The organism is Marinobacterium sp. xm-a-127 (assembly GCF_013283425.1).
Classification (GTDB): domain Bacteria; phylum Pseudomonadota; class Gammaproteobacteria; order Pseudomonadales; family Balneatricaceae; genus Marinobacterium_E.
Genome location: NZ_WBYH01000002.1, coordinates 23535 through 45852, shown reverse-complemented (window position 1 = coordinate 45852; position 22318 = coordinate 23535). Strand labels below are relative to the sequence as shown.

At 48.4% G+C, this 22318-nt stretch carries 22 protein-coding genes; 18 read left to right on the top strand and 4 right to left on the bottom strand.

The window, feature by feature from the left end:
* Window positions 1-34 precede the first annotated feature (34 nt).
* The 8 genes from prmB (at window position 35) to phaR (ending at window position 7112) form a co-directional block, all read left to right on the top strand.
* Entirely contained in the window at window positions 35-949 is a 915-nt protein-coding gene (gene prmB / locus XMA127_RS04330) for a 50S ribosomal protein L3 N(5)-glutamine methyltransferase (RefSeq protein WP_173482416.1), read from the top strand.
* Between the two features lie 36 nt (window positions 950-985).
* Window positions 986-2083, top strand: coding sequence for a chorismate synthase (gene aroC, locus XMA127_RS04325; protein ID WP_173484480.1), 1098 nt, complete (start codon window positions 986-988; stop codon window positions 2081-2083).
* A gap of 1 nt (window position 2084) precedes the next feature.
* Window positions 2085-3182 (top strand): carboxynorspermidine decarboxylase, encoded by a 1098-nt coding sequence (gene nspC / locus XMA127_RS04320; RefSeq protein ID WP_173484481.1) that lies wholly within the window; start codon window positions 2085-2087, stop codon window positions 3180-3182.
* Window positions 3183-3216: 34 nt separating this feature from the next.
* A complete protein-coding gene (locus XMA127_RS04315; protein ID WP_173482419.1) occupies window positions 3217-4458 on the top strand; it encodes a saccharopine dehydrogenase family protein in 1242 nt (413 codons plus the stop codon).
* Window positions 4459-4524: 66 nt separating this feature from the next.
* Window positions 4525-5154: a LysE family translocator gene (locus tag XMA127_RS04310; RefSeq protein WP_173484482.1), complete on the top strand. Its 630-nt coding sequence runs from the start codon at window positions 4525-4527 to the stop codon at window positions 5152-5154.
* A 2-nt stretch (window positions 5155-5156) separates the two neighbouring features.
* Window positions 5157-6311: an MFS transporter gene (locus XMA127_RS04305; RefSeq protein ID WP_173480823.1), complete on the top strand. Its 1155-nt coding sequence runs from the start codon at window positions 5157-5159 to the stop codon at window positions 6309-6311.
* Window positions 6312-6391: 80 nt separating this feature from the next.
* The gene (locus XMA127_RS04300) at window positions 6392-6643 is read left to right on the top strand and encodes a DUF6489 family protein (RefSeq protein ID WP_173480824.1); all 252 of its coding nucleotides are present in this window, start codon (window positions 6392-6394) and stop codon (window positions 6641-6643) included.
* 16 nt (window positions 6644-6659) lie between these two features.
* Window positions 6660-7112, top strand: coding sequence for a polyhydroxyalkanoate synthesis repressor PhaR (gene phaR / locus XMA127_RS04295; protein WP_173480825.1), 453 nt, complete (start codon window positions 6660-6662; stop codon window positions 7110-7112).
* Window positions 7113-7181: 69 nt separating this feature from the next.
* Here phaR and XMA127_RS04290 read toward each other — a convergent pair whose 3' ends face one another.
* The 4 genes from XMA127_RS04290 to XMA127_RS04275 form a co-directional block, all read right to left on the bottom strand.
* Window positions 7182-8225, bottom strand: coding sequence for an alpha/beta fold hydrolase (locus tag XMA127_RS04290; RefSeq protein WP_173498942.1), 1044 nt, complete (start codon window positions 8223-8225; stop codon window positions 7182-7184).
* Entirely contained in the window at window positions 8218-9051 is an 834-nt protein-coding gene (locus tag XMA127_RS04285) for a hypothetical protein (RefSeq protein WP_173498941.1), read from the bottom strand. Before XMA127_RS04285 ends, XMA127_RS04290 begins: the two co-directional genes overlap by 8 nt.
* Before the next feature lie 49 nt (window positions 9052-9100).
* On the bottom strand, window positions 9101-9982 hold the full coding sequence (locus tag XMA127_RS04280) for a LysR family transcriptional regulator (protein ID WP_173498940.1): 882 nt from the start codon (window positions 9980-9982) through the stop codon (window positions 9101-9103).
* Window positions 9983-10062: 80 nt separating this feature from the next.
* On the bottom strand, window positions 10063-10224 hold the full coding sequence (locus XMA127_RS04275; RefSeq protein WP_173480830.1) for a carbon storage regulator: 162 nt from the start codon (window positions 10222-10224) through the stop codon (window positions 10063-10065).
* Window positions 10225-10452: 228 nt separating this feature from the next.
* Between XMA127_RS04275 and leuC the strand changes: the two genes are divergently transcribed.
* The 10 genes from leuC to trpA all read left to right on the top strand — a co-directional run bounded on the left by leuC (window position 10453) and on the right by trpA (window position 22318).
* Entirely contained in the window at window positions 10453-11877 is a 1425-nt protein-coding gene (gene leuC / locus XMA127_RS04270; protein WP_173482427.1) for a 3-isopropylmalate dehydratase large subunit, read from the top strand.
* 20 nt (window positions 11878-11897) lie between these two features.
* On the top strand, window positions 11898-12545 hold the full coding sequence (gene leuD, locus XMA127_RS04265; protein ID WP_173482428.1) for a 3-isopropylmalate dehydratase small subunit: 648 nt from the start codon (window positions 11898-11900) through the stop codon (window positions 12543-12545).
* Window positions 12546-12680: 135 nt separating this feature from the next.
* Entirely contained in the window at window positions 12681-13766 is a 1086-nt protein-coding gene (gene leuB / locus XMA127_RS04260) for a 3-isopropylmalate dehydrogenase (RefSeq protein ID WP_173480833.1), read from the top strand.
* Window positions 13767-13850: 84 nt separating this feature from the next.
* Complete coding sequence (asd, locus tag XMA127_RS04255; protein WP_173482429.1) at window positions 13851-14963, top strand: aspartate-semialdehyde dehydrogenase; 1113 nt, start codon at window positions 13851-13853, stop codon at window positions 14961-14963.
* Window positions 14964-15020: 57 nt separating this feature from the next.
* Entirely contained in the window at window positions 15021-15986 is a 966-nt protein-coding gene (locus XMA127_RS04250; protein WP_173494410.1) for an Asd/ArgC dimerization domain-containing protein, read from the top strand.
* A gap of 108 nt (window positions 15987-16094) precedes the next feature.
* Window positions 16095-18743, top strand: a complete 2649-nt coding sequence (locus XMA127_RS04245) for a FimV/HubP family polar landmark protein (RefSeq protein WP_173482430.1) — start codon at window positions 16095-16097, stop codon at window positions 18741-18743.
* Window positions 18744-18746: 3 nt separating this feature from the next.
* On the top strand, window positions 18747-19583 hold the full coding sequence (gene truA, locus XMA127_RS04240; protein ID WP_173480837.1) for a tRNA pseudouridine(38-40) synthase TruA: 837 nt from the start codon (window positions 18747-18749) through the stop codon (window positions 19581-19583).
* Between the two features lie 94 nt (window positions 19584-19677).
* Entirely contained in the window at window positions 19678-20304 is a 627-nt protein-coding gene (locus XMA127_RS04235) for a phosphoribosylanthranilate isomerase (RefSeq protein ID WP_371731431.1), read from the top strand.
* Entirely contained in the window at window positions 20288-21502 is a 1215-nt protein-coding gene (trpB, locus tag XMA127_RS04230) for a tryptophan synthase subunit beta (RefSeq protein ID WP_173480838.1), read from the top strand. Before XMA127_RS04235 ends, trpB begins: the two co-directional genes overlap by 17 nt.
* A 12-nt stretch (window positions 21503-21514) precedes the next feature.
* Window positions 21515-22318 carry a tryptophan synthase subunit alpha gene (gene trpA, locus XMA127_RS04225; protein ID WP_173480839.1) on the top strand — a complete coding sequence of 268 codons (804 nt, stop codon included), beginning with the start codon at window positions 21515-21517 and terminating at the stop codon, window positions 22316-22318.

The window sequence follows — 22318 nt, the reverse complement described above, 5'->3', positions numbered from 1 at the left end:
GGCAACTTTTGATTCGGATATTATCAGGTTAGCCATGAGCTCAGATCAAGCAGTGATCGAACAACTTCTCACTCTTCGCGATTACGTTCGCTGGACACTCAGTGAGATGAACCGTCACCAAGTCTATTTTGGTCATGGCCATGTAGACGCTTGGGATGAGGCGCTGCAGTTAGTGTTTAATGCGGTGGATCTTCCGTGGGATAGTTCAGCTGAACTGTTAGACGCAAAACTTCTGCCTTCAGAAAGAGAGCGTGTCATCGATTTTGTGCAGCAGCGCTGCCAGCAACGTAAACCACTACCGTACATCACCGGTGAGGCTTGGTTTATGGGACTGCCATTCACTGTTGATGAGCGTGTCTTGGTTCCGCGGTCGCCGATCGCACAGCTGATCGAACAGCAGTTCCAGCCCTGGCTTGGCGATGTGGATGTAGAGCGCGTTCTGGATCTTTGCACCGGAAGTGGTTGTATCGGTATCGCTTGTGCTTATGCATTTGATCAAGCTGAGGTAGATCTTGCCGATCTATCAGACGATGCACTTGCGGTGGCTAATATCAATGTGGCACGTCATGAGATGGAAGAGCGTGTGCGCGTTGTCCACAGTGATCTGTTTAACAATTTAGAAGGTGAGGTTTACGACCTAATCGTCACCAATCCCCCGTACGTTGATGCTCCGGATGTAGCCTCAATGCCTGCTGAATATCAGCATGAACCTGAAATGGCGTTAGGTTCAGGTGATGATGGTTTGGATATTACTCGCCGGATCTTGAGAGAGGCGGGTCGTCATCTGAGTGAACAGGGGCTCCTGGTGGTGGAAGTGGGCAATTCAGAGGTGCATCTAATGCAGGCTTACCCTGAGCTTCCACTAATATGGGTTGAGCTCGATCAGGGCGGTAATGGTGTCTTTGTTATTGATGCTCCCAGTCTTCGTGCACACCAAGAATTTATTTAATGACTGAGCTGAGGCTCAAACAGAAGGATTAGGACCATGTCCGGTAATACATACGGAAAGCTTTTCACAATCACCACCTTTGGCGAGAGCCATGGCCCAGCACTGGGTGCCATTGTCGATGGCTGTCCTCCTGGGATTGAGTTGTGTGAAGAGGATCTTCAGCTGGATCTTGATCGTCGTAAACCAGGAACCTCACGTCACACGACGCAGCGTCGCGAACCGGACCAAGTGAAGATTCTGTCTGGGGTTTTTGAAGGTAAGACCACCGGTACATCCATTGGTTTGCTGATCGAGAATACCGATCAACGTTCAAAAGATTACGGCAACATCAAAGATCAATTCCGTCCTGCTCACGCCGACTACACCTATCATCACAAGTACGGTATCCGTGACTACCGTGGTGGTGGTCGATCTTCGGCTCGTGAGACTGCGATGCGTGTAGCAGCCGGTGCTATTGCGAAGAAAGTACTAGCGAAGCAGGGCATTGAAATTCGTGGCTACCTGTCACAGCTCGGTCCTATCGCTATTGATCACACTCAGTTTGATTGGAATGAAGTGGGTAATAACCCCTTCTTCTCACCTGATGCTGATGCTGCAGCCAAAATGGAAGTCTACATGGACGAGCTACGCAAAGAGGGTAACTCAGTGGGCGCTAAGATCTCTGTTGTTGCTTCGGGTATTCCTGTCGGGCTGGGTGAGCCTATTTTCGATCGGTTGGATGCCGATCTGGCCCACTCACTGATGAGTATTAATGCCGTGAAAGGGGTTGAGATTGGTGATGGGTTTGCATCGGTTGCGCAAAAAGGGACTGAGCATCGCGATGAGATGACGAAAGAGGGTTTTCTCTCGAATCACGCGGGTGGGATCTTAGGCGGTATCTCCAGTGGCCAAGATATCATTGCGCACATCGCGCTTAAGCCAACGTCAAGCATGCGTCTGCCTGGTCGCAGTATTGATAAGTTTGGTAATGAAGTGGAGGTGGTAACCAAAGGCCGTCATGATCCCTGTGTCGGTATTCGTGCCACACCCATTGCAGAAGCGATGATGGCACTGACTTTGGTTGATCATCTGCTGCGTCATCGCGGCCAAAATGCGGATGTATCGGTTGATACGCCGGTGCTGGGTCAGCTTTAAGATGTTAAAGACCCCTTACTACCTTATCGATCGATCGAAACTCCAAAAGAACCTGGAGAAGATCGCCTACGTACGTGAGCATTCGGGTGCTAAATCTCTGCTAGCACTGAAATGCTTCGCGACCTGGTCCGTGTTTGATCAAATGTCGCAATATATGGACGGTACAACCTCATCCTCACTCTATGAAGTTAAGCTAGGTCATGACAAGTTTCCCGGTGAAACACACGCTTACTCGGTCGCCTATGACGATCATGAGATAGAGGAGGTGCTCGCTAACTGTGACAAGATCATCTTCAACACCATCAATCAGTTTGAACGCTTTGAAGAGCAGAGCCGTGACAAGACGCGTGGCTTGCGCGTGAATCCGGGTATTTCAACCTCTGAGTTCATCATTGCCGATCCAGCACGTCCGTATAGCCGCCTGGGTGAATGGGACCCTGAGCGTATCGAAACGGTAGTCGATAAAATTTCCGGTTTCATGTTCCACAACAACTGTGAAAATGGCGATTTTGAGCGTTTCAGTGCCATGCTCAGTGATATCGAAGCGCGCTTTGGCCACCTGATTGCCAAAATGAAATGGATCAGTTTAGGTGGTGGTATCCACTTTACCGGGGATGACTATCCGCTTGATCAATTCTGTCAGCGTTTGAAGTCATTCTCTGAAACCTATGGTGTTCAGGTCTATTTAGAGCCTGGTGAAGCGGCCATTACCAAGAGTACAACGCTCGAAGTATCGGTATTGGATACACTCTACAACGGTAAGCACCTAGCGATTGTTGATAGCTCGATTGAAGCGCATATGCTCGATCTTTTGATCTATCGAGAGGACGCTCGTATGCCACCTTGTGATGGTGAGTACAGCTATCAGCTGTGCGGTAAGTCTTGCTTGGCAGGCGATATTTTTGGTGAGTTTAATTTTAATCATGAGCTTAAAGCCGGTGATCGACTCTCAATAGAGGATGCGGGTGGCTACACCATGGTTAAGAAAAACTGGTTCAATGGTGTGAAAATGCCCTCTATAGCCATTAAAGAGTTTGATGGTTCGATCAAACTTGTTCGTGAATTTGGTTATCAAGACTTTGTCGATAACCTCTCTTAATAGTGTTAAGTAACGCATCGGAGTGCGCGATCTTATGAAAAAGAATGTACTAATTATTGGCGGCGGTGGTGTTGCCCAGGTGGTGGCGCATAAATGCGCCCAACACAACGATATCCTCGGTGATATAGCGATCGCTTCAAGAACCAAATCGAAGTGTGACGCGATCATCGACAGCATCCATGAGAAGGGTGCAATGAAGGTGGATGGCAAGTTAACGGCTCATGCACTGGATGCAATGGATACAGCCGCGACGGTTGCATTGATCAAAGCGACGGGCTCTGAGATCGTGCTTAATGTCGGTTCAGCTTTCGTCAATATGTCGGTACTTGAAGCCTGTATCGAAACGGGTGTCGCTTATCTAGACACCGCTATTCACGAAGACCCACTTAAGATTTGTGAAAACCCACCTTGGTACGGTAACTACGAGTGGAAACGTCGCGAGCGCTGTAAAGAGACAGGCACCACGGCTATTTTGGGCTGTGGCTTTGATCCAGGTGTCGTAAACGCTTACGCTGCATTGGCTAAAAATGAGTACTTCGATACGCTCGAGTCAGTTGACATTATCGACATCAATGCGGGCGATCACGGTCACTGGTTCGCCACCAACTTCGACCCTGAGATCAACTTCCGTGAGTTTACCGGACGTGTCTACTCTTGGCAGAACAATCAGTGGCAAACCAACCAGATGTTTGAGATCAGTCGTACTGACGATCTGCCTGTAGTCGGTGAGCGCACAAGCTACATGACGGGTCACGATGAGATCCACTCTCTATCAGCCAACCTAGGTTGTCCTAATGTACGTTTCTGGATGGGCTTTGGGGAACGTTACATCACCGTATTCACGGTTCTGAAGAATCTGGGTCTTCTCTCTGAACAGCCAATCGAAACGGCTGAAGGGCAGAGTGTTGTCCCTCTTAAAGTGGTTAAAGCTTGTCTTCCAGATCCTGCGTCACTTGCACCCAACTACTCCGGTAAGACCTGTATTGGTGATCAGGTGAAAGGGACCAAAGATGGTCAAGAGCGTGAAGTGTTCATCTACAACGTTGCTGACCATAAAGATGCCTACAATGAGGTCGGTAGCCAGGGTATCTCCTACACCGCTGGTGTTCCACCGGTTGCAGCCGCGTTATTGATTGCGACAGGTGAATGGGATTGTAAAACGATGGTTAACGTAGAGGAGTTGGATCCACGTCCATTCCTGAATCATCTTAACCACATGGGTCTACCCACATGGATCCGTGATGAAAATGGAGAGCGTCCGCTCGATTTCTCATAATATCGACTAGCTCTCATCAAGCCCAGATGTTATAACGAAAACTTGTTATCCCACTGGGCTTTTTTAATGCTTGAACTCTTCCCTTGGGCCGCGTTTCTTGTGGCCATTACCCTATTAACACTAACCCCCGGTGTCGATACGATGATGGTATTGCGACGCTCTGTAGGCAGTCGAAGCCAGGGCTTTTTGGCCAGTCTTGGTATCTGCCTGGGACTGTTTGTGCACGGAACATTGAGTGCATTAGGCGTGGCTGCCATTCTGGCCAGTTCAGAAACACTGTTCTTTTACATGCAGATGTTAGGAGCAGGCTATTTGATCTTTCTTGCACTGAAAGCGCTTAAAGATCTATTCATAGGACGCGCATTGATTTTGGAATCTGTTGCTGAGCAAAGAGCTTTACGCTCGGCCTTCTATCAAGGTTTTCTCAACAATCTGTTAAACCCGAAAACCTTACTCTTCTATATGGCTCTGTTACCGCAATTTCTGGTATCGGGCTATTCACCACTCCTGCAGTCTCTGATGATGGCGTTAATCCATTTTTGTATCGCCATGGTCTGGCAGGGTGGTTTGGTATTGGGTGTCGATCGAGTACGTCATCTTCTGTTCAATAGAGGTGTGATCAGAGCTTTAGATGGCTTAAGTGGAAGCGTTTATCTGCTGTTCGGACTACGCCTGTTGCTTGGTGAGCGTAGTTAACGATGCGCCTTGAGCTAAGACTTTCACTCTTCTACTACACCTTCTTTTCACTGTTAGGCGTGGTGATGCCATTTTGGGCTCCCTATCTTAGCCATGAAGGTTTCAATGCTGAGGAGATTGGACTTCTATTAGGCGCGTTTCACCTCTCTAGGCTTTATGCTCCAAGTATTTGGGGCTATGTGGCCGATCGTCATATGGAGCGCATGCGGGTTGTTAAACTGGGTGCACTGCTGGCCGTATTAGCCTTTGTTCCGGTGCTGTTCATTGAGGGGTTTTGGCCGCTGCTGCTTGCGATGCTCTGCTTCTCATTTTTTTGGAATGCGATTTTGCCGCAATTTGAAGTAGTGACCTTAAGTCATCTAGGTGAGAAGCGAGATCGCTACGGGAAAATTCGTTTGTGGGGGTCCGTTGGGTTCATTGCGGCTACCTTGATCGGTGGTGAGTTGTTCATAGACGATCAGATCGAGTGGGTGCCTATTGGGTTGTTGGTGGTATTAATTGCTATCTACTTTGCAACCTGGACGGTTCCCAAGCCGGCTGCCGCACCGATCAATTCCGCCAAATCTGTCTCTGTTGCAAAGGTGATGAGACGTCCTGAAGTGATACAGTTCTTTGCACTGATCTTTTTTGCACAATTGGCTCACGGCCCCTACAACGGTTTTTACACCCTCTTGCTGCAGCAAGAGGGGTATAGCGGCTTATCCATAGGTTTATTGTGGTCTTTAGGCGTTCTGGCTGAGATAGCGATGTTCGCTGTGTTGCACAAATTGTGGCAACGCTTTTCGCTCGTAAGTGTCTTTATGGCGAGTTTAATGCTGGCAGTGCTGCGCTGGTTAATGATGGCAACCCTGTCTGACTCACTGCTAATTATCATACTCTCTCAACTGCTACATGCTGCCAGTTTTGCGGTGCTGCATGCCAGTGGCATTCGTATTGTGCAGCAGCTCTTTCCCGCTGGAAGCGAGGGCAGGGCGCAGGCTCTGCACTCTAGCCTCGGCTTTGGCTTAGGTGGTCTGTTTGGTTCCATCATTGCTGGCTACCTTTGGCACCACTTCGGTTCTGGCGTTAGTTTCATCTTTGCGGCGGCAGCCAGCCTCGTAGCTCTGTTGTTGATATCCTTCGGTAAGTTGCCGGCAAAAGTGCAGCAAAATAGCTAAAAAGGTTTTTTTGCAGTGCGAAAATAAACGCGTTATGCTCAAGCCTACAGGCTTCTTAAAAGTGCTGGATGGAGATCGTTATGAAAATCAGTGTAGATGTTGATTTAACCCCAGAAGAGTTTCGCCGCACCCTAGGTCTACCCGATGTGTCCGAAATTCAAAAAGAGTTAGTTGAACAGTTTAGACAGCAGATGCTTAATGGCGCAGATGGTTATGACGCTCTCTCTTTAATGCAGCCCTATCTAAATTCAGGCCTAAATTCGATGGAGGCCATGCAAAAGGCTTTCTTCGGAATGATGACCAGCAATACCAGTGATAAAAACGATAAATAATTGTTGAGGTACTTTTGTGCGCATTCTTCGTAAATATACAAACCGCCGTCTCTACGACACCTCTCGCAGCTGCTACGTGACCCTTGAAGATGTGAAGCAGCTGGTAATGAACGGTGAGACCTTTCAGGTTCAGGATTCTAAAACAGGCCAAGATTTAACGCGCAACATTCTCCTGCAAATTATCTCTGAGCAAGAGGCTGATGGGGGCGGTACCTTGCTAACCAATCAGGTGCTTCAGCAACTCATCCGCTTCTACGGTGATAGTATGCAGGGCATGATGAGCCAGTACCTAGAACAGAGCATCAGCGCCTTTCTAGAGCACCAAGATCGTATTCGAGACCAGATGGAGACGATGATGGGCGCTGCCAATCCATTAACGATGATGAACAAATTGACGGATCAGAACATGGCGTTTTGGAATATGTTCAATCCAGCGGCTAAGCAAGAGGGTGAGAAAGAGGAGAAATAGCGCTTTCTTTCGTTCTGCATACTTTAGAAAAGAGAGCCTGCGCTCTCTTTTTTTGTGTTCAAACTAAGCCTATTTTTGGTTCAAATGCGACTCGATGGCTTCAATCACTTGGCCACGACAGCGATCACTGATGAAGGCGCCGATGTGGCCGGCAGGGAGAGCCAACTCTTGGTAGGGAGTGTTAGGATCCATTGCCGCGTGTAATGCTTGGCTTGAGGTAGGTGGTACCAAGTGGTCTTTAGTGCCAAAGATATTCAAGATGGGAGACCGAATGGACCTTAGCTTAACGGCTTTGGAGTCGACATAGAATGATCCTTGAATCAGTCCATTCCCTTTAAAAAATGTCTCTGCAAACTCTATAGTGGCCCGGCCTGCTAGATCAGGACTGTCATTGATCCACTGCTCCATTCGCAAGAATAGCTCGGCGCTTGTCGGGTCTTGAATCGAGCGGCTCAGGCCCATCTCTTTTACGACACCCAGTTGCAGTGGTTTAAGCGCAGCGTAGATCTGATTGAGAAACTGACCCGGAAGGTTTCCATAGGATTTGACCAGCTGTTCAATGTTCGTCTCTCGGACCATTTCGCTAAGCGTAAACCCCTCGACATCAGTATCCACGGGTGTGACCAAAGTGACCAGTTTACGAACACGCTCTGGTTTTAAACTCGCATAAGCGAGAGAGAATACGCCACCCTGGCATATGCCCATTAGGTCAATCTGTTCAAAACCGGAACGCTCTATAACGCACTGCACGACGCTATCTAGATAGTCGCCAATGTAGTCATCAAGTCCAATATGTCGATCACACAGATCGGGATAACCCCAATCGATCAGATAGATATCACGCCCTTTGGCTCGTAAATCTTGAACCAGTGAACGGTCGGGGGCTAAATCGAGAATAGTGGGTCGATTAACCAGCGCGTAACAGATAATCAGCGGCGGCTGTCTGCGTCGTCCAGACTGTTTAAAGTGCAGCAGTCTCATCTTATCGAGGGTTAACACCACCTCGGCTTTCAGTGAGCTATCCTCCAAAGGGGGGAGTTCACTGAGTACCGCCATAGCCTTAGCCAGCTCTTTTTGTGAATCGAGCAGGGCTTGGTTATAGCGATTAGCCATTGTGATCACCTGATTCAAGGGCAGAGAGTCGCTTCTCTAACTGTCGAATGCGTCTGCGTTGTTGATCGAGCTGTTCAATCATTCTATCGAGTTGCTCAGGTGAGGGGAGTCCCGCTTGCTCTGTAAGTTGCGTCAGAAGTTGTTTCCATGCCAGTTTTAGATCGGCCCATCCATTCAGCCACCCGCTTTGAGCTAGCTGCATCGAGGGCTCTTGGAATTGAACCTGGTAGGTGTTGTCGTAGATCTTCCCCCAGAGCTCAATCTGATCCTTGGCAGAGAGTGAGTCATCGAATTGCTCTTGCCAGGTCTGCGTTGCCAACTCAGTAATCTGATTCATCTCTTCGGTCAGTGTTTGGCCTGCTTGCTGCCACTGCATAAAGGATTCAATCAGTTGGTTAAGTTTTTCAAACTGAGGAGTGTTCAATGAGGATTTTAACTGCTCAAATTTAGCGAGTTGCTCCTCATTAAACAGGGTCGATAAGTGGGTGTGAGTGAACAAGAGCGGTGCCATCTGCTGTGGCAAACTCGCCTGTTGCAGAAGAAGTTGGACGTTGAATTGGTGCAACTCTTCTCTTAGCTTTTTCAGTTGCTCGCTGGAGTCGGTCGCTTGATCCTGCAGTGCTTCAACCACACTCATCATCGCTTTGGAGTTTTGAGCAAGCGTTTTGATCCACTGGGCATGATTACTAGAGAGTTGTTCAGGGTGCGTTTGGAACTGATCCATTAGATGGTTCCACTCATTTAAACGAGTGGTATCGATAACAGATCCCGTCTGCTCGAACTGCTGCAGCCATTGATTGAACTGATCTAGAAGCGGATGGTTCACGCTAAGCCCTTATTTACTCTTTGAATCATAGTAATTCACCCTGATTCAGTTATGAACCCTTCTGCGCATCCTCTTTTAGTAGATTGAGCAGTTTACCCGCCGCATTAGAGAGTGTTCTGTCACGGTGGTAGATAAACCCAAGTGGGCGTTCAATGGCGTCACTGTCGATCACCACCTTATGCAGGCTGTTATCAATCATCAACTCTGGAAGTAGGCTCCAGCCTAAACCAACACTGACCATCATACGAATGGTATCAAGGTAGTTGGTGCTGATACCTAAATTGGGTGTTAGACCTCGCTGGGCTAACTGTTCGTGCACAATCAGAGAGGTGAAGGTATTAGGTGCTGGCAGAATACCTGGATACTGGTTCAACGTTTCAAAATCGGTTGAGCCATGTTTAGCGATAGGGTGGTCGTTGGAGACACAGTAAAAGAGTCGATCTAACCACAATACTTCTGAGTGGAGACGTGGGTCTGACTCTGGCGAGAGTGTGATCAGTGCCAGTTCAATGTCACCATGCAATACCGCCTCATAAGCCACTTCTGACTCATAAAAGCGCAGATCTAGCTCTACGTCAGGGAATTGGGTGGTGAAGGTGCGCAGTGTGTTGGGAAGTCGGTGAAGGCTAATATGGTGGCTTGCTGCGACCGACAGGCGACCTGAGATATCACCCTTTATATTTTCAACGACGCGCTTGGCGTCTTCTAACTCCGCCAGAATGCGACGTGCCTGGGGGAGCAGTGCTTTACCGGCATCGGTCAATGCTATGGTTCGACCAATTCGATCAAACAGCCGAGCTCCAACCTGCTCTTCTAGCTGAGCCACGCGTTTGCTGACTGCTGATTGAGTTATAAACAGTCGCTGTGATGCTTGGGAGAAACTGCCTAGCTGAGCGGTTTCAACAAAAGCCTGTAGGGTAGAGGTATCCATAAGCCTAAGCTTACAAGAGAGCGGTTGAAATAGGCATAAAAAAAGCACCACAGAGGGTGCTTTTTGATCAAAGACTTATCTCAGGATTCGTCTTCTTCTAGTAGCTCTTCGCGAACAATGTGCACATCTTTTGGTGCTTCAATGCCGAGACGAACACTGCCGCCACCTGCTTCAACCACCATTACTTCAATGTTGCCATCAATAATCAATTTTTCGCCGACGTTACGTGTAAGTACAAGCATGGATAAGAGTCCCTTCTTAGGAAAAGTTAATCTGTTTTTTGTGTTACCAATGAAATGTAGACCATATTTTGAACTTTACAAAAAAAAGATTAATTTTTTCAAAAAATTTAACTATTCTTATTTGGAATGGAAATTATAAATAATAAGAGTTTGTCTATTGAAAGAGGTGTGGATAAAATTTAGCCACTTTTAAATCCTTACGGATAGGTCACCAACCAGGAGAGAGAGATGGCTGGTAAAACACTCTATGACAAATTATGGGATGCCCATTTGGTGCGTCAGAACGAAGATGGCAGTTCATTAATCTACATCGATCGTCAAATTCTTCATGAGGTCACTTCACCTCAGGCTTTTGAAGGCCTGCGTATGGCGGGTCGTAAACCTTGGCGTATCGACGCTAACCTAGCAACACCTGATCACAACGTACCCACCACTGAACGTGCTGGTGGCGTCGATCAGATTGTCGATCCTGTTTCTCGTATTCAGGTAAAAACACTGGATGAGAACTGTGACGAGTACGGCATTGTCGAGTTCAAGATGCTTGATGAGCGTCAGGGTATCGTTCACGTTGTGGGCCCAGAGCAGGGTATGACTCTGCCAGGTTCTACCGTTGTCTGTGGTGACTCGCATACCTCTACCCACGGTGCTTTCGGTGCGCTAGCGCATGGTATTGGTACTTCTGAGGTTGAGCACGTTCTTGCGACTCAGTGTCTGATCGCTAAGAAGATGAAGAACCTTCTGATTAAAGTAGACGGTGATCTTGGTGTTGGTGTCACCGCTAAAGACGTTGTACTTCACGTGATTGGTGTTATCGGTACGGCCGGTGGTACAGGTTTTGCGATGGAGTTCGGGGGTTCTGCAATACGCTCGCTCTCTGTTGAGGGTCGTATGACTATCTGTAACATGGCGATCGAAGCGGGTGCTCGTGTAGGTCTTGTAGCGGTTGATGATAAGACGATTGAGTACTTTAAAGGTCGTCCATTCTCACCAACTGCGGATCAGTGGGAAGCGGCTGTAGCAAACTGGAAAAATCTAGTCTCTGATGATGATGCTCAGTTCGATAAGGTCGTTGAGATCAACGCCGCTGATATCAAACCTCAGGTGACTTGGGGTACCTCGCCAGAGATGGTGGTTGCTGTCGATGGCACTGTGCCAAATCCAGCGAACGCTAAAGATGCAGATGAAGCGAACTCTATTACTCGTGCGCTTGAGTACATGGGCTTGAACGCGGACCAGGCGATTACCGATATCAAACTTGATCGTGTCTTTATCGGTTCTTGTACTAACAGCCGTATCGAAGATATGCGCGCTGCCGCTGCAGTTGTTAAAGGCCGTAAGGTTGCAAGCACAGTGAAGCAGGCGCTTGTTGTTCCTGGTTCTGGTCTTGTAAAAGCGCAGGCAGAAGCGGAAGGTTTGGATAAGATCTTTGTTGAAGCGGGTCTTGAGTGGCGTGAACCGGGCTGTTCAATGTGTCTTGCGATGAACCCAGATAAGTTGGGTAATGGTGAGCACTGTGCATCAACCTCTAACCGTAACTTCGAAGGCCGTCAGGGCTTCGGTGGTCGTACCCATCTAGTGAGCCCAGCAATGGCGGCGGCTGCTGCGATTACAGGCCACTTCGTTGATGTGCGCGATTTTGAGTTGAACTCTTAAGTTAGGGCGGAGATAGAGATATGAAAAAGTTTACGACTCACACCGGTGTTGTTGCTCCGCTTGATCGCGTCAACGTTGATACCGATATGATCATTCCAAAGCAGTTCCTTAAATCGATTAAGCGCTCTGGCTTTGGTCCTAATCTATTTGATGAACTTCGTTACCTTGATGAAGGTCAGCCAGATCAAGACTGTTCTGGACGTCCTATCAACCCAGACTTTGTTCTAAACAAACCAGAGTACGCTGGTTCTAGCATTCTGTTAGCACGCAACAACTTTGGTTGTGGTTCTAGCCGCGAGCACGCTCCTTGGGCATTAGATGACTACGGTTTCCGTGCAGTGATTGCACCAAGCTATGCCGATATCTTCTTCAATAACTGTTTCAAGAATGGTCTATTACCGATCATTCTTACAGAGGATGAAGTGGAAGAGCTTTTCCAAGCCGTTGCAGCAGCACCCGGTATGAGCCTAACGGTTGATCTTGAAAATCAGAAAGTGGTTAGCCCAGACGGCAAAGAGTATAGCTTCGAAGTTGATGACTTCCGCAAGCACTGTCTGCTAAACGGTTTGGATGATATCGGCTTAACGCTTGAGCATGCTGATGATATCCGTGCGTACGAAGCGAAACGCCGTGCCGAAGCGCCTTGGTTGTTCGACGCGATTAAATAATTGATTTGTTCGCGGCTATTGATGGTGACTGGCTTTAGCCTGTCATCCGCTATTAATTTACGCTCGGTAGTCTGGAAGACGCTGAGAGAGTCGTGTCAGGCTGAAAGCCAGACACGGTAAATAAGGAATAGAAAAATGAACGAAAACAAAGTTTTGATTTTGCCAGGTGATGGCATTGGTCCTGAGATTGTTGCTCAGGCGCGTCGTGTGCTTGAACTGGTTAACGATCAAGATAACCTTGGTCTTGAATTTGATGAAGCACACGTTGGTGGTGCTGCGATCGATGCGACAGGTGTACCTCTTCCAGAAGAGACCCTAGCTAAGGCGCATGACTCCAAAGGCATCCTTTTGGGTGCTGTGGGTGGTCCTAAGTGGGATACAAACCCTGATTTTCAGATTCGCCCAGAGAAGGGGCTTCTAGGTCTTCGTACTCAGCTTGGATTGTTCGGTAACCTGCGCCCAGCGATTCTTTACCCACAGTTAGCTCACGCGTCTACTTTGAAGCCAGAAGTGGTTTCAGATCTAGATATTCTTATCGTTCGTGAACTAACGGGTGGTATCTACTTCGGTCAGCCACGCGGCATTCGCACCACTGAAGATGGCCTACGTGAAGGTTACAACACTTACGTATACAACGAAGATGAGATCAAGCGTATCGGTCGTGTCGCTTTTGAAGCGGCAATGGCACGTGGTAAGAAACTCTGCTCTGTCGACAAAGCAAACGTACTAGAAGTGACGGTGCTTTGGCGTGAAGTGATGGAAGAGTTGAGCGCTGAGTACCCTGAAGTTGAACTAAGCCACATGTACGTAGATAACGCTGCAATGCAGCTAGTACGTGCACCTAAGCAGTTCGATGTGGTGGTAACAGGTAACATGTTTGGCGACATCCTTTCAGATGCTGCTGCAATGCTGACGGGTTCCATCGGTATGCTGCCTTCATCGTCTATGAACGTGAAGGGTCAGGGTATGTTTGAACCTTGTCACGGTTCTGCTCCGGATATTGCGGGTCAAAACATTGCAAATCCATTGGCAACCATCCTGTCTGCCGCTATGATGTTGCGCTACTCGCTTGATAAGGGCGAAACTGCGGATCGAATCGAAGCCGCGGTAAGTAAGGTTTTGGATCAAAACCTGCGTACTGCCGATATCTTCTCTGAAGGCATGACGAAGGTTTCGACAACTGAAATGGGTGACGCGGTGATTGCTGCGCTAAGCGCATAATCAAACGTTAACCGAGAAGGCCGGTTAGATCCGGCCTTTTTTGATAGAGCTATTGAATAGCGAAAAAGTTTTTTGAGGGTAAATATGAATCGTGTAGGTTTTGTTGGCTGGCGCGGTATGGTGGGTTCCGTTCTTATGCAGCGTATGCAGGAAGAGCGTGACTTCGATCAGATCGTTGAACCGGTATTTTTCACCACTTCTCAGGTAGGTGCTGCTGGTCCAGACATTGGTAAAGAGATTGCTCCACTTAAAGATGCATCTGATATTGATGCGCTAAAAGAGATGGACGCGATTATTACCTGCCAAGGTGGCGACTACACGAAAGAGGTTTACCCTAAGCTTCGTGCTGCTGGCTGGAATGGCTACTGGATTGACGCTGCTTCTGCTCTGCGAATGGATGATGAAGCGATCATTGTTCTGGATCCAGTCAATAGCGATGTAATTGAGAAGGGTCTAGCGAAAGGGATCAAAACTTACGTTGGCGGTAACTGTACTGTCTCTCTCATGTTGATGGGTCTAGGTGGTCTATTTAAAGCGGGTCACGTTGAGTGGGTCTCTTCAATGACTTATCAGGCTGCATCAGGTGCTGGCGCACGCAATATGCGTGAGTTGATCACTCAAATGGGGCAGATTCGCGATGGTTCAGAAGCGCTTCTGAATGACCCTGCATCGGCAATTCTTGATATTGATCGTCAGGTTGTTAGCACCATGCGTAACGATCTAGCCGTTGATAACTTTGGTGTGCCGCTTGCGGGCTCGTTGATCCCTTGGATCGATGTACCTGTTGCCGATGGTCAGTCTAAGGAAGAGTGGAAGGGCTATGTTGAAACAAACAAGATTCTTGGCCGTAACTCTAACCCGATTGCTATCGATGGTACCTGTGTTCGTATCGGTGCAATGCGCTGTCACAGCCAGGCATTTACAATCAAACTGAATAAAGATCTTCCAATGGATGAGATCGAGCAGATGGTTGCTGAGGCGAACGACTGGGTGAAAGTGGTGCCTAATGATCGTCAGATCACTATGGAAGAGCTATCACCAACCAAAGTGACCGGTACATTGAGTATCCCTGTGGGTCGTCTTCGTAAAATGAAGATGGGCAAACAGTACCTAAACGCATTCAGTGTGGGTGATCAGTTGCTTTGGGGTGCTGCAGAGCCTCTTCGCCGAATGCTTCGTATACTTCTGGCTCAATAAGCGTAACGAATCAATTAACGGCCCGCTCATTTGCGGGCCGATCTTTTTGGAAAAGCTATGAAACTATTTTTTGTTGGTGTCTCATCTCTAGTAGCCGACCAGTTTTTTGAACTCTTCGAAGATCACCCTCTAGCGAGCGAAATTGAGCTCTCTTTATGGGATGACGAGAGCGAAGCGGGTCGTTCATTGATGATTAACGGGCACTCCACACTGGTGCGTCCCGTTGATCAAGCTCCGTTTGCTGAAGCGTCTGTGGTTATTCTGGCTCAACCTGAGGCGAGTGCAGATCTTTTGGAGCGCGCTTCCTTGGGTGCTACATTGATCGATCTCTACTCTAACCTGTCTGCTGAATCGTCTCAGTTGGCCGTCGCGGGTCGTGACCGTCTGGAGTCTGGCGAGTGGTATCAGCTCGCTGAGCCTGTGCTAGTAGCAGTCTACAAGTTCTGCCAGGCGATTAGCGCTAAAGTTGAGCCTCTTCGTATGCACATTGCCGCGACTTTGCCTGCCAGTGTTCATGATCGCAAAGGCGCTGAGGCTTTAGCACGTGAAACAGCCGCACTGCTTAATGGTCGTGAAGCGACAGAGCAGTTTTTAGATGCAACCCTAGCCTTTAATGCATTGGCTCAGCCGTTTGTATTGGACGAACAAGGTGAATCAGGGTTAGAGCGTCGTATTGCTGAGGGTGCTGATGCACTGTTTGACGATGCCGAAGTAACGGTATCAACCGTTCAAGTGCCGATGTTCCACGGTACCTCTGCAATGCTGATGGTTGAGACACAAGCGGACCAATCGGTCTCTGATCTAGTAGCGCTCATTGATCGAGATAATGCGTTGCGTTTCAGTCACAGCCCCAACGCCTCTACTCAATCGATGATTGGGCAGACTGAGTGTTTGGTATCGCGCCTGCGTGTCGATGCACGTGTGGACCAGACGATTCAAGCTACCCTGATGTTTGATGAGAACCGTTTCGGCCGTGCCTCAGCACTTTTAGAGCTGCTTGCTACATTGGTAACTAAGCACTAATTTAAAAAATCTGCCCGGTAAACTTGACCCATTACCGGGTAGCAACAATACTTCATTCAATAGAGAGAGATTAATCCTTTCGGATTAATAGAGTGGAGTGAAGTTATTGTGCGTCGTTTAGCACTCAGTATTGCCGTTTCATCCGCATTGTTAGCCAGTCAGGCTAATGCCCTAGGCCTAGGTGAACTCAATGTAAAATCTGCATTGAACGAGCCGCTTCAGGCTGAAATTCAACTGCTACAAGTTCGTGATTTAAAAGCATCCGATATTCGTCCTAAATTGGCTGATGATGACGCCTTCAGTCTGGCTGGCTTAAGCCGATCTGGCGTGTTGAGTTCGGTTGATTTTGACGTTGAGCTCAATGCCCAGGGTGGTGCTAAAGTCGTCATTAGTTCGGACACCCCTGTTCGTGAGCCCTTTATCAGCTTCTTGATGGAAGTGAATTGGCCCAATGGTCGTCTTGTTCGAGAGTACACCCTGTTGTTGGATCCTCCTCTGTTTGTAGAGGCTGCAGCTCAACCGACACCCATATCCGTGCCGTCCACTCCAGTAACTGACTCACTTCAGAAAGAGGGTCTTAAGGCTGAACCGGAAAAGGTTTTAAAAGCGAACCCGGCGCAAACTGTCCAAACCACACTGAGAACTGAGACCTCATCAGCGAATCAGGTTTATGTCGATGTAAATGATACCCTGTTTGCATTGGCTCAAAGTAATCTTCCTGATGAATCCGTCTCGGTCAACCAGATGATGCTGGCGATTCAGCGTCTAAACCCTAGTAGCTTTCCGACCAACAATATCAATGTTCTTAAAGCCGGTACGGTCGTCACGCTGCCCAATAGTGCGCAAGCGAATGAGCTATCAGTTAGGCAAGCGGCTATCGAAGTTCGCAAGCAGTATGAAGATTGGAAAAATGGCAGACGTTCCTCCGCTTCTGCAGCTATTGAGAAAGCGGACGTTACTCCAGTTGCTAAACCAGAGAGTGAAGCTCCCTCGGCTCAAACCTCTGAAGTGGTTAATCCATCAGAGGCTAAATTGAAGTTGGTCTCTGTTGACGAGACACAAGATCAACCTCTATCAACCAGTAGTTCAGAAGCTGAGGCTAGTCAGACGGTATCAGATTCAGTAGAGGTCCGAGCTGATAGCGAACCCTCTAACTCTGTGGTTGAAACTGAAGAGGAGGGAGCTTCTCTCTCTTTAGATCAAGATTCTGTTGCTACGCCCGTTGAATCAACGCCTCGCGAACAGGAGCTTCAAGCACTCAATCGAGACTTGGAAAATCAGCTGCTTGTAACTCAGGAGAGTGTCGAGAAAGTTGAACGTGACAATGCTGATCTCTCTGCAAAATTGGACTCTATAGCTGAGCAGCTACAGACCATGCAGCGTCTAATTGAGCTAAAAGATCAACAGGTTGCGCAACTGCAACAGCAGTTGGAACAGCAGATGCAGCTAGCTCAACAGCGTAATGAGGACCCAGTCGCTGCTGTGATCGACTATGTTCGAATGAATCCTGAAATCGTTGGTGGCAGTGCTGTAGCCTTTCTATTGTTGCTGCTGTTGTTAATACGATCTTCAAGAAAGCCTGCGCCTTATCGTGAACCCGCGAGCAGTGCGGCAAAAGAGGATGAGGTTATCTCTGAAGCGCCTCTAGTACCTTCAGCATCGTCGACCCCAACTATGGCTGTCGTTGAGCCATCAGCTGTTGAACCCGCTTTGGAAACGTCGATTGAGCCAGTCATCGATCCAAAGCCTGATTCTGATTCAGAGAGTATCGCTAAGGCTGAAGCTGAGATTCAGTCGATGATCGATGAGGTGCTTCGAGCTCGTGCCAGTGAGCAGGCGGCCCAAGCTGAGATGGAAGCGATCAGCGATGAGGTTGCTGAAGAGTCACCGCCAAATGAATCCGTTGATGAATCATCAAATACAGGTGATCTCGCTTCAGTTGAACCTCAGCCTGAGGTCATTGATGATAATGAACTGGAAACAGAAACAGAAACAAGTTCTGACGCTGATGATTTCCTCTCCAGAGCTAATGCAGCTATGTCATCACCTGAAGAGCAAGAGGCGATGGTTAACGAAGCCGATGAGTCGCAGCCGGAAGATGATGATTTAGAGGAGTTTCTTGACTCTGAGCTAGAAGCCTCACTGGCAGATGCCGATTCGGTTGAATCGATTGTGGAGCCTGTAGAAGAGGAGAGTGCAGAGCTGCAAGACCTCGATTTTGTTATCGAGCCGTTTGATTCAGAATCTGACGAAGAACCACAAGAGAGCCAAATTCCGGGCGTTGATATGCCGCAAGCAGACTCAACGGATGAACCAGCGCACACTGACTCCATTGATGAGGACCTGGTCGCTCTAGAGGCAATGATGGGCGATGCCAGCGTTCCCGATGAGGCATTTGATATCGAGGTGGATCAAGATGTTGAAGCTGACGGACAGTCTGACGATCATTGGGAATTTGTCGTAGAAGAGAGTGATTCTGGGGCGCTGGACGGGGAGATCGAAAAGATTTTCGATGAAGTTGATGGCGATCTAGAGGTGGTAGAAGAGATTAATGACACCGCAGAGTCAGAAGATTTTGATACCCACTTCTACAGTGGTGCAGATGAAAACGAAACCCGATTAGATCTAGCAAGAGCTTACATTGAAATGGATGATTATGAGGCTGCTCGTGATATCCTTGTCAGTATGAAAGACAAAGGCTCTTCTGCTCAGCAGCAGGAGGTCGCAAACCTCTTGGATCAATTGGATAAAGCTTAGTTAATGAGCGATATTGAAAACATCAAAGGGGCGACGGAAGTCGCCCTTTTTCGTTACGCCCTTGGGATTGAGTACGCTGGTGCAAACTATCATGGCTGGCAGATTCAGGCAGATGAAGGGGTTGTCACGGTTCAGGAACGTCTGCAGCAGGCGTTAGCAAAGATTGCGAATCACGATGTGCATCTGGTCTGTGCTGGCCGCACCGATACCGGGGTGAATGGCTGTTATCAAGTTGTTCACTTTGATACACCCAATCAGCGAATCGATCGTGCCTGGGTGATGGGTACGAATCGACACCTCCCTGATGACATTGCGGTGCTTTGGGCAAAACCGGTGTCGGATCAATTTCACGCCCGTTTTTCTGCTCAAGCAAGACGCTACCGCTATCTGATCTACTCGGCACCTGTTAAACCGGCGATTCTCTCTAGAGGGGTTACTTGGACTCACAAGAGTCTTGATGTTGGGCGAATGCAATCGGCAAGTCGTTGTCTGATCGGTGAGCATGATTTCAGCTCTTATCGAGCGGTTGCCTGTCAGGCGAACAGTCCCGTTCGTACGGTGCATGATCTGCAGGTTTATAAAAGCGGTGAGATCATTGTGATCGATATTCAAGCCAATGCTTTTTTACACCATATGGTTCGAAATATTGCCGGTGTGTTAATGAAAATTGGTTCTGGAGAGGCTGAGGTAGAGTGGGCGGCTGAGGTGCTAGAGGCCAAAGATCGTCGCAAAGGTGGGGTGACCGCTCCGCCTTGGGGACTCTATTTTTGTGATGTTGAATACCCTGAAGAGTTTGCACTGCCGAAGGGTGGTACAGGGCCATATTTCTTGGGCCATTAGACTGACTAACTCTCTCTGTTTTGGTAGACTTTCCAACCGATAAATTGAGTGATCAACTCAGTTGTCTTTAACGACCTAATTTAGAGCCTCTATTGTGCGAACTCGTGTAAAAATTTGTGGTATCACCAATATAGATGACGCGCTATCGGCCGTTGATGCTGGGTGTGATGCGCTTGGCTTTGTTTTTTACGCTAAAAGTCCGCGAGCTGTTACTCCTGAACAGGCTGCTGAAATTATTTCCAAGCTGCCTGCGTTCGTTACCAGTGTGGCTCTGTTTGTGAATGAATCTGCTGAGGTCGTTAATCAGGTTATCGCCACAGCAGGTGTTGATCTATTGCAGTTTCACGGTGATGAGAGTGCTAAGTTTTGTTCCAGATTCTCTCGACCTTACATCAAAGCGCTTCGCATGAAGCCGGAGTTAGATCTAACGGCTCAGTTTGAGACGTACGCATCCTCACAAGGGATTCTTTTGGATGCTTATACCCCTGGGATACCTGGGGGTACTGGTGAGATGTTCGACTGGTCCAGAATACCAACTGAACTGGCAACCAAGATTATTTTGGCGGGTGGCTTGTCGGCAGAGAATGTTGCTGAAGCCATCGCTCAGGTGTCTCCCTACGCTGTTGATGTGAGTGGGGGTGTTGAGGCATCTAAAGGGATTAAAGATTCAAATAAAATGACAGATTTTATGAACGAGGTTTACCGTGCCAACAACAGATAATACACAGGTACAGCTACCCGATGAGAATGGCCACTTTGGTCAGTTCGGTGGTCGATTTGTCTCTGAAACGTTAATGGGTGCTTTGGAAGAGCTTGAAGAAGTTTACAGAAAGCTCTCTAAGGATCCTGACTTTCAAGAGGAGTTTGATAAAGACCTCGCTCACTACGTGGGTCGTCCCTCGCCACTCTATTTTGCTGAGCGCCTCACAGACAAAGTGGGCGGTGCAAAGATCTATTTGAAACGTGAAGATCTTAACCATACGGGTGCACACAAGGTGAACAACACCATTGGTCAGGCACTTCTGGCTAAGTTTATGGGTAAGCCGCGTGTTATCGCTGAGACAGGTGCTGGTCAGCACGGTGTTGCCTCGGCAACGGTTGCTGCTCGTCTGGGTCTTGAGTGTAAGGTCTACATGGGTGAAGAGGATGTTCGCCGACAAGCGCTAAACGTCTACCGCATGAAGCTGTTGGGTGCTGAAGTGATTCCAGTTACTTCGGGCACTAAAACGCTTAAAGATGCGATGAACGAAGCGATGCGTGATTGGGTAACCAATGTCGATAATACCTTCTACATCATTGGAACTGCTGCAGGTCCGCACCCCTATCCAATGCTTGTGCGTGATTTTCAGTGCGTCATCGGGCGTGAAACAAAACAGCAGTGTATGAATCAGATTGGTCGTCTACCGGATGCTGTTGTGGCTTGTGTGGGCGGTGGCTCGAACGCCATCGGTATGTTCCACCCATTCATTGAAGATGAGTCGGTTCGTATGATCGGTGTTGAAGCGGGTGGTCACGGTCTTGAAACGGGTGAACACGCAGCACCGCTAAGTGATGGTCGTCCAGGCGTACTGCATGGAATGCGTACCTACCTGATGGAAGATGATAACGGTCAGATTATCGGTACACACTCTGTCTCGGCCGGTCTTGATTACCCAGGTGTAGGTCCTGAGCACAGCTACTTGAAAGATATTAACCGTGCAGAGTACGTTGCGATCAATGATGACGAGGCACTCGATGCATTCCGTACGTTGACGCAGGTTGAAGGTATCATGCCAGCACTTGAATCCTCTCACGCGGTTGCTTACGCCATGAAGATGGCAAAAGAGATGAGTCCAGATCAAGTGATTGTTGTAAACCTATCGGGTCGTGGTGATAAAGATATACATACCGTCGCAGGCATCGACGGCATTGAGATGTAATTGGAGAGTTAAATGAGTCGTATTGAAGCCTGCTTTGCTGCCATGAAGGCAGAGGGACGTAAAGCGATTGTCCCTTATGTAACCGGTGGTGATTCAAACCCAAGCGTTACCGTGCCTCTAATGCATGCACTAGTTGAAGCGGGAGCGGATGTCATTGAGTTGGGTGTGCCTTTCTCGGATCCAATGGCCGATGGCCCCGTGATTCAGTTAGCCTGTGAGCGTGCCCTTGAGCACGGCACCAGTTTGACCGATGTATTGGCAATGGTTGCTCAGTTCCGTGAACAGGATCAGACAACACCGGTGGTTCTAATGGGCTACCTTAACCCTATCGAAGTGATGGGCTACGAAACCTTTTCTAAAAACGCTAAAGCGGCAGGTGTCGATGGTGTGCTAGTGGTCGATATGCCACCGGTTGAGTCTGCTGGCCTAATGGCGGCAATGAAGGCTGAGTCACTTGATATCATCTTCCTCATTGCACCGACAACCTCTCCAAAACGTCGTAAGGCGATCTGTGAGCAGGGCAGTGGTTATCTCTACTATGTATCGGTTAAAGGTGTGACTGGATCAAAAGCATTGAATGTAGATGAAGTAGGGGTCTACATCAGCGATATGCGCCAGGATACAGATCTGCCGATCTGTGTAGGCTTCGGTATCCGTGATGGTCAGTCTGCTGCAGCCGTCTCTAAAGTATCCGATGGTGCCATTGTCGGTTCCGTGCTGGTTAATCAAATTGCAGAACTGGCAAACACGCCAGAGAAGATTCCTGCTGCAGTTGCAGGTATAGTTAAAGAAATGCGTCAAGCGATCGACGCTTAA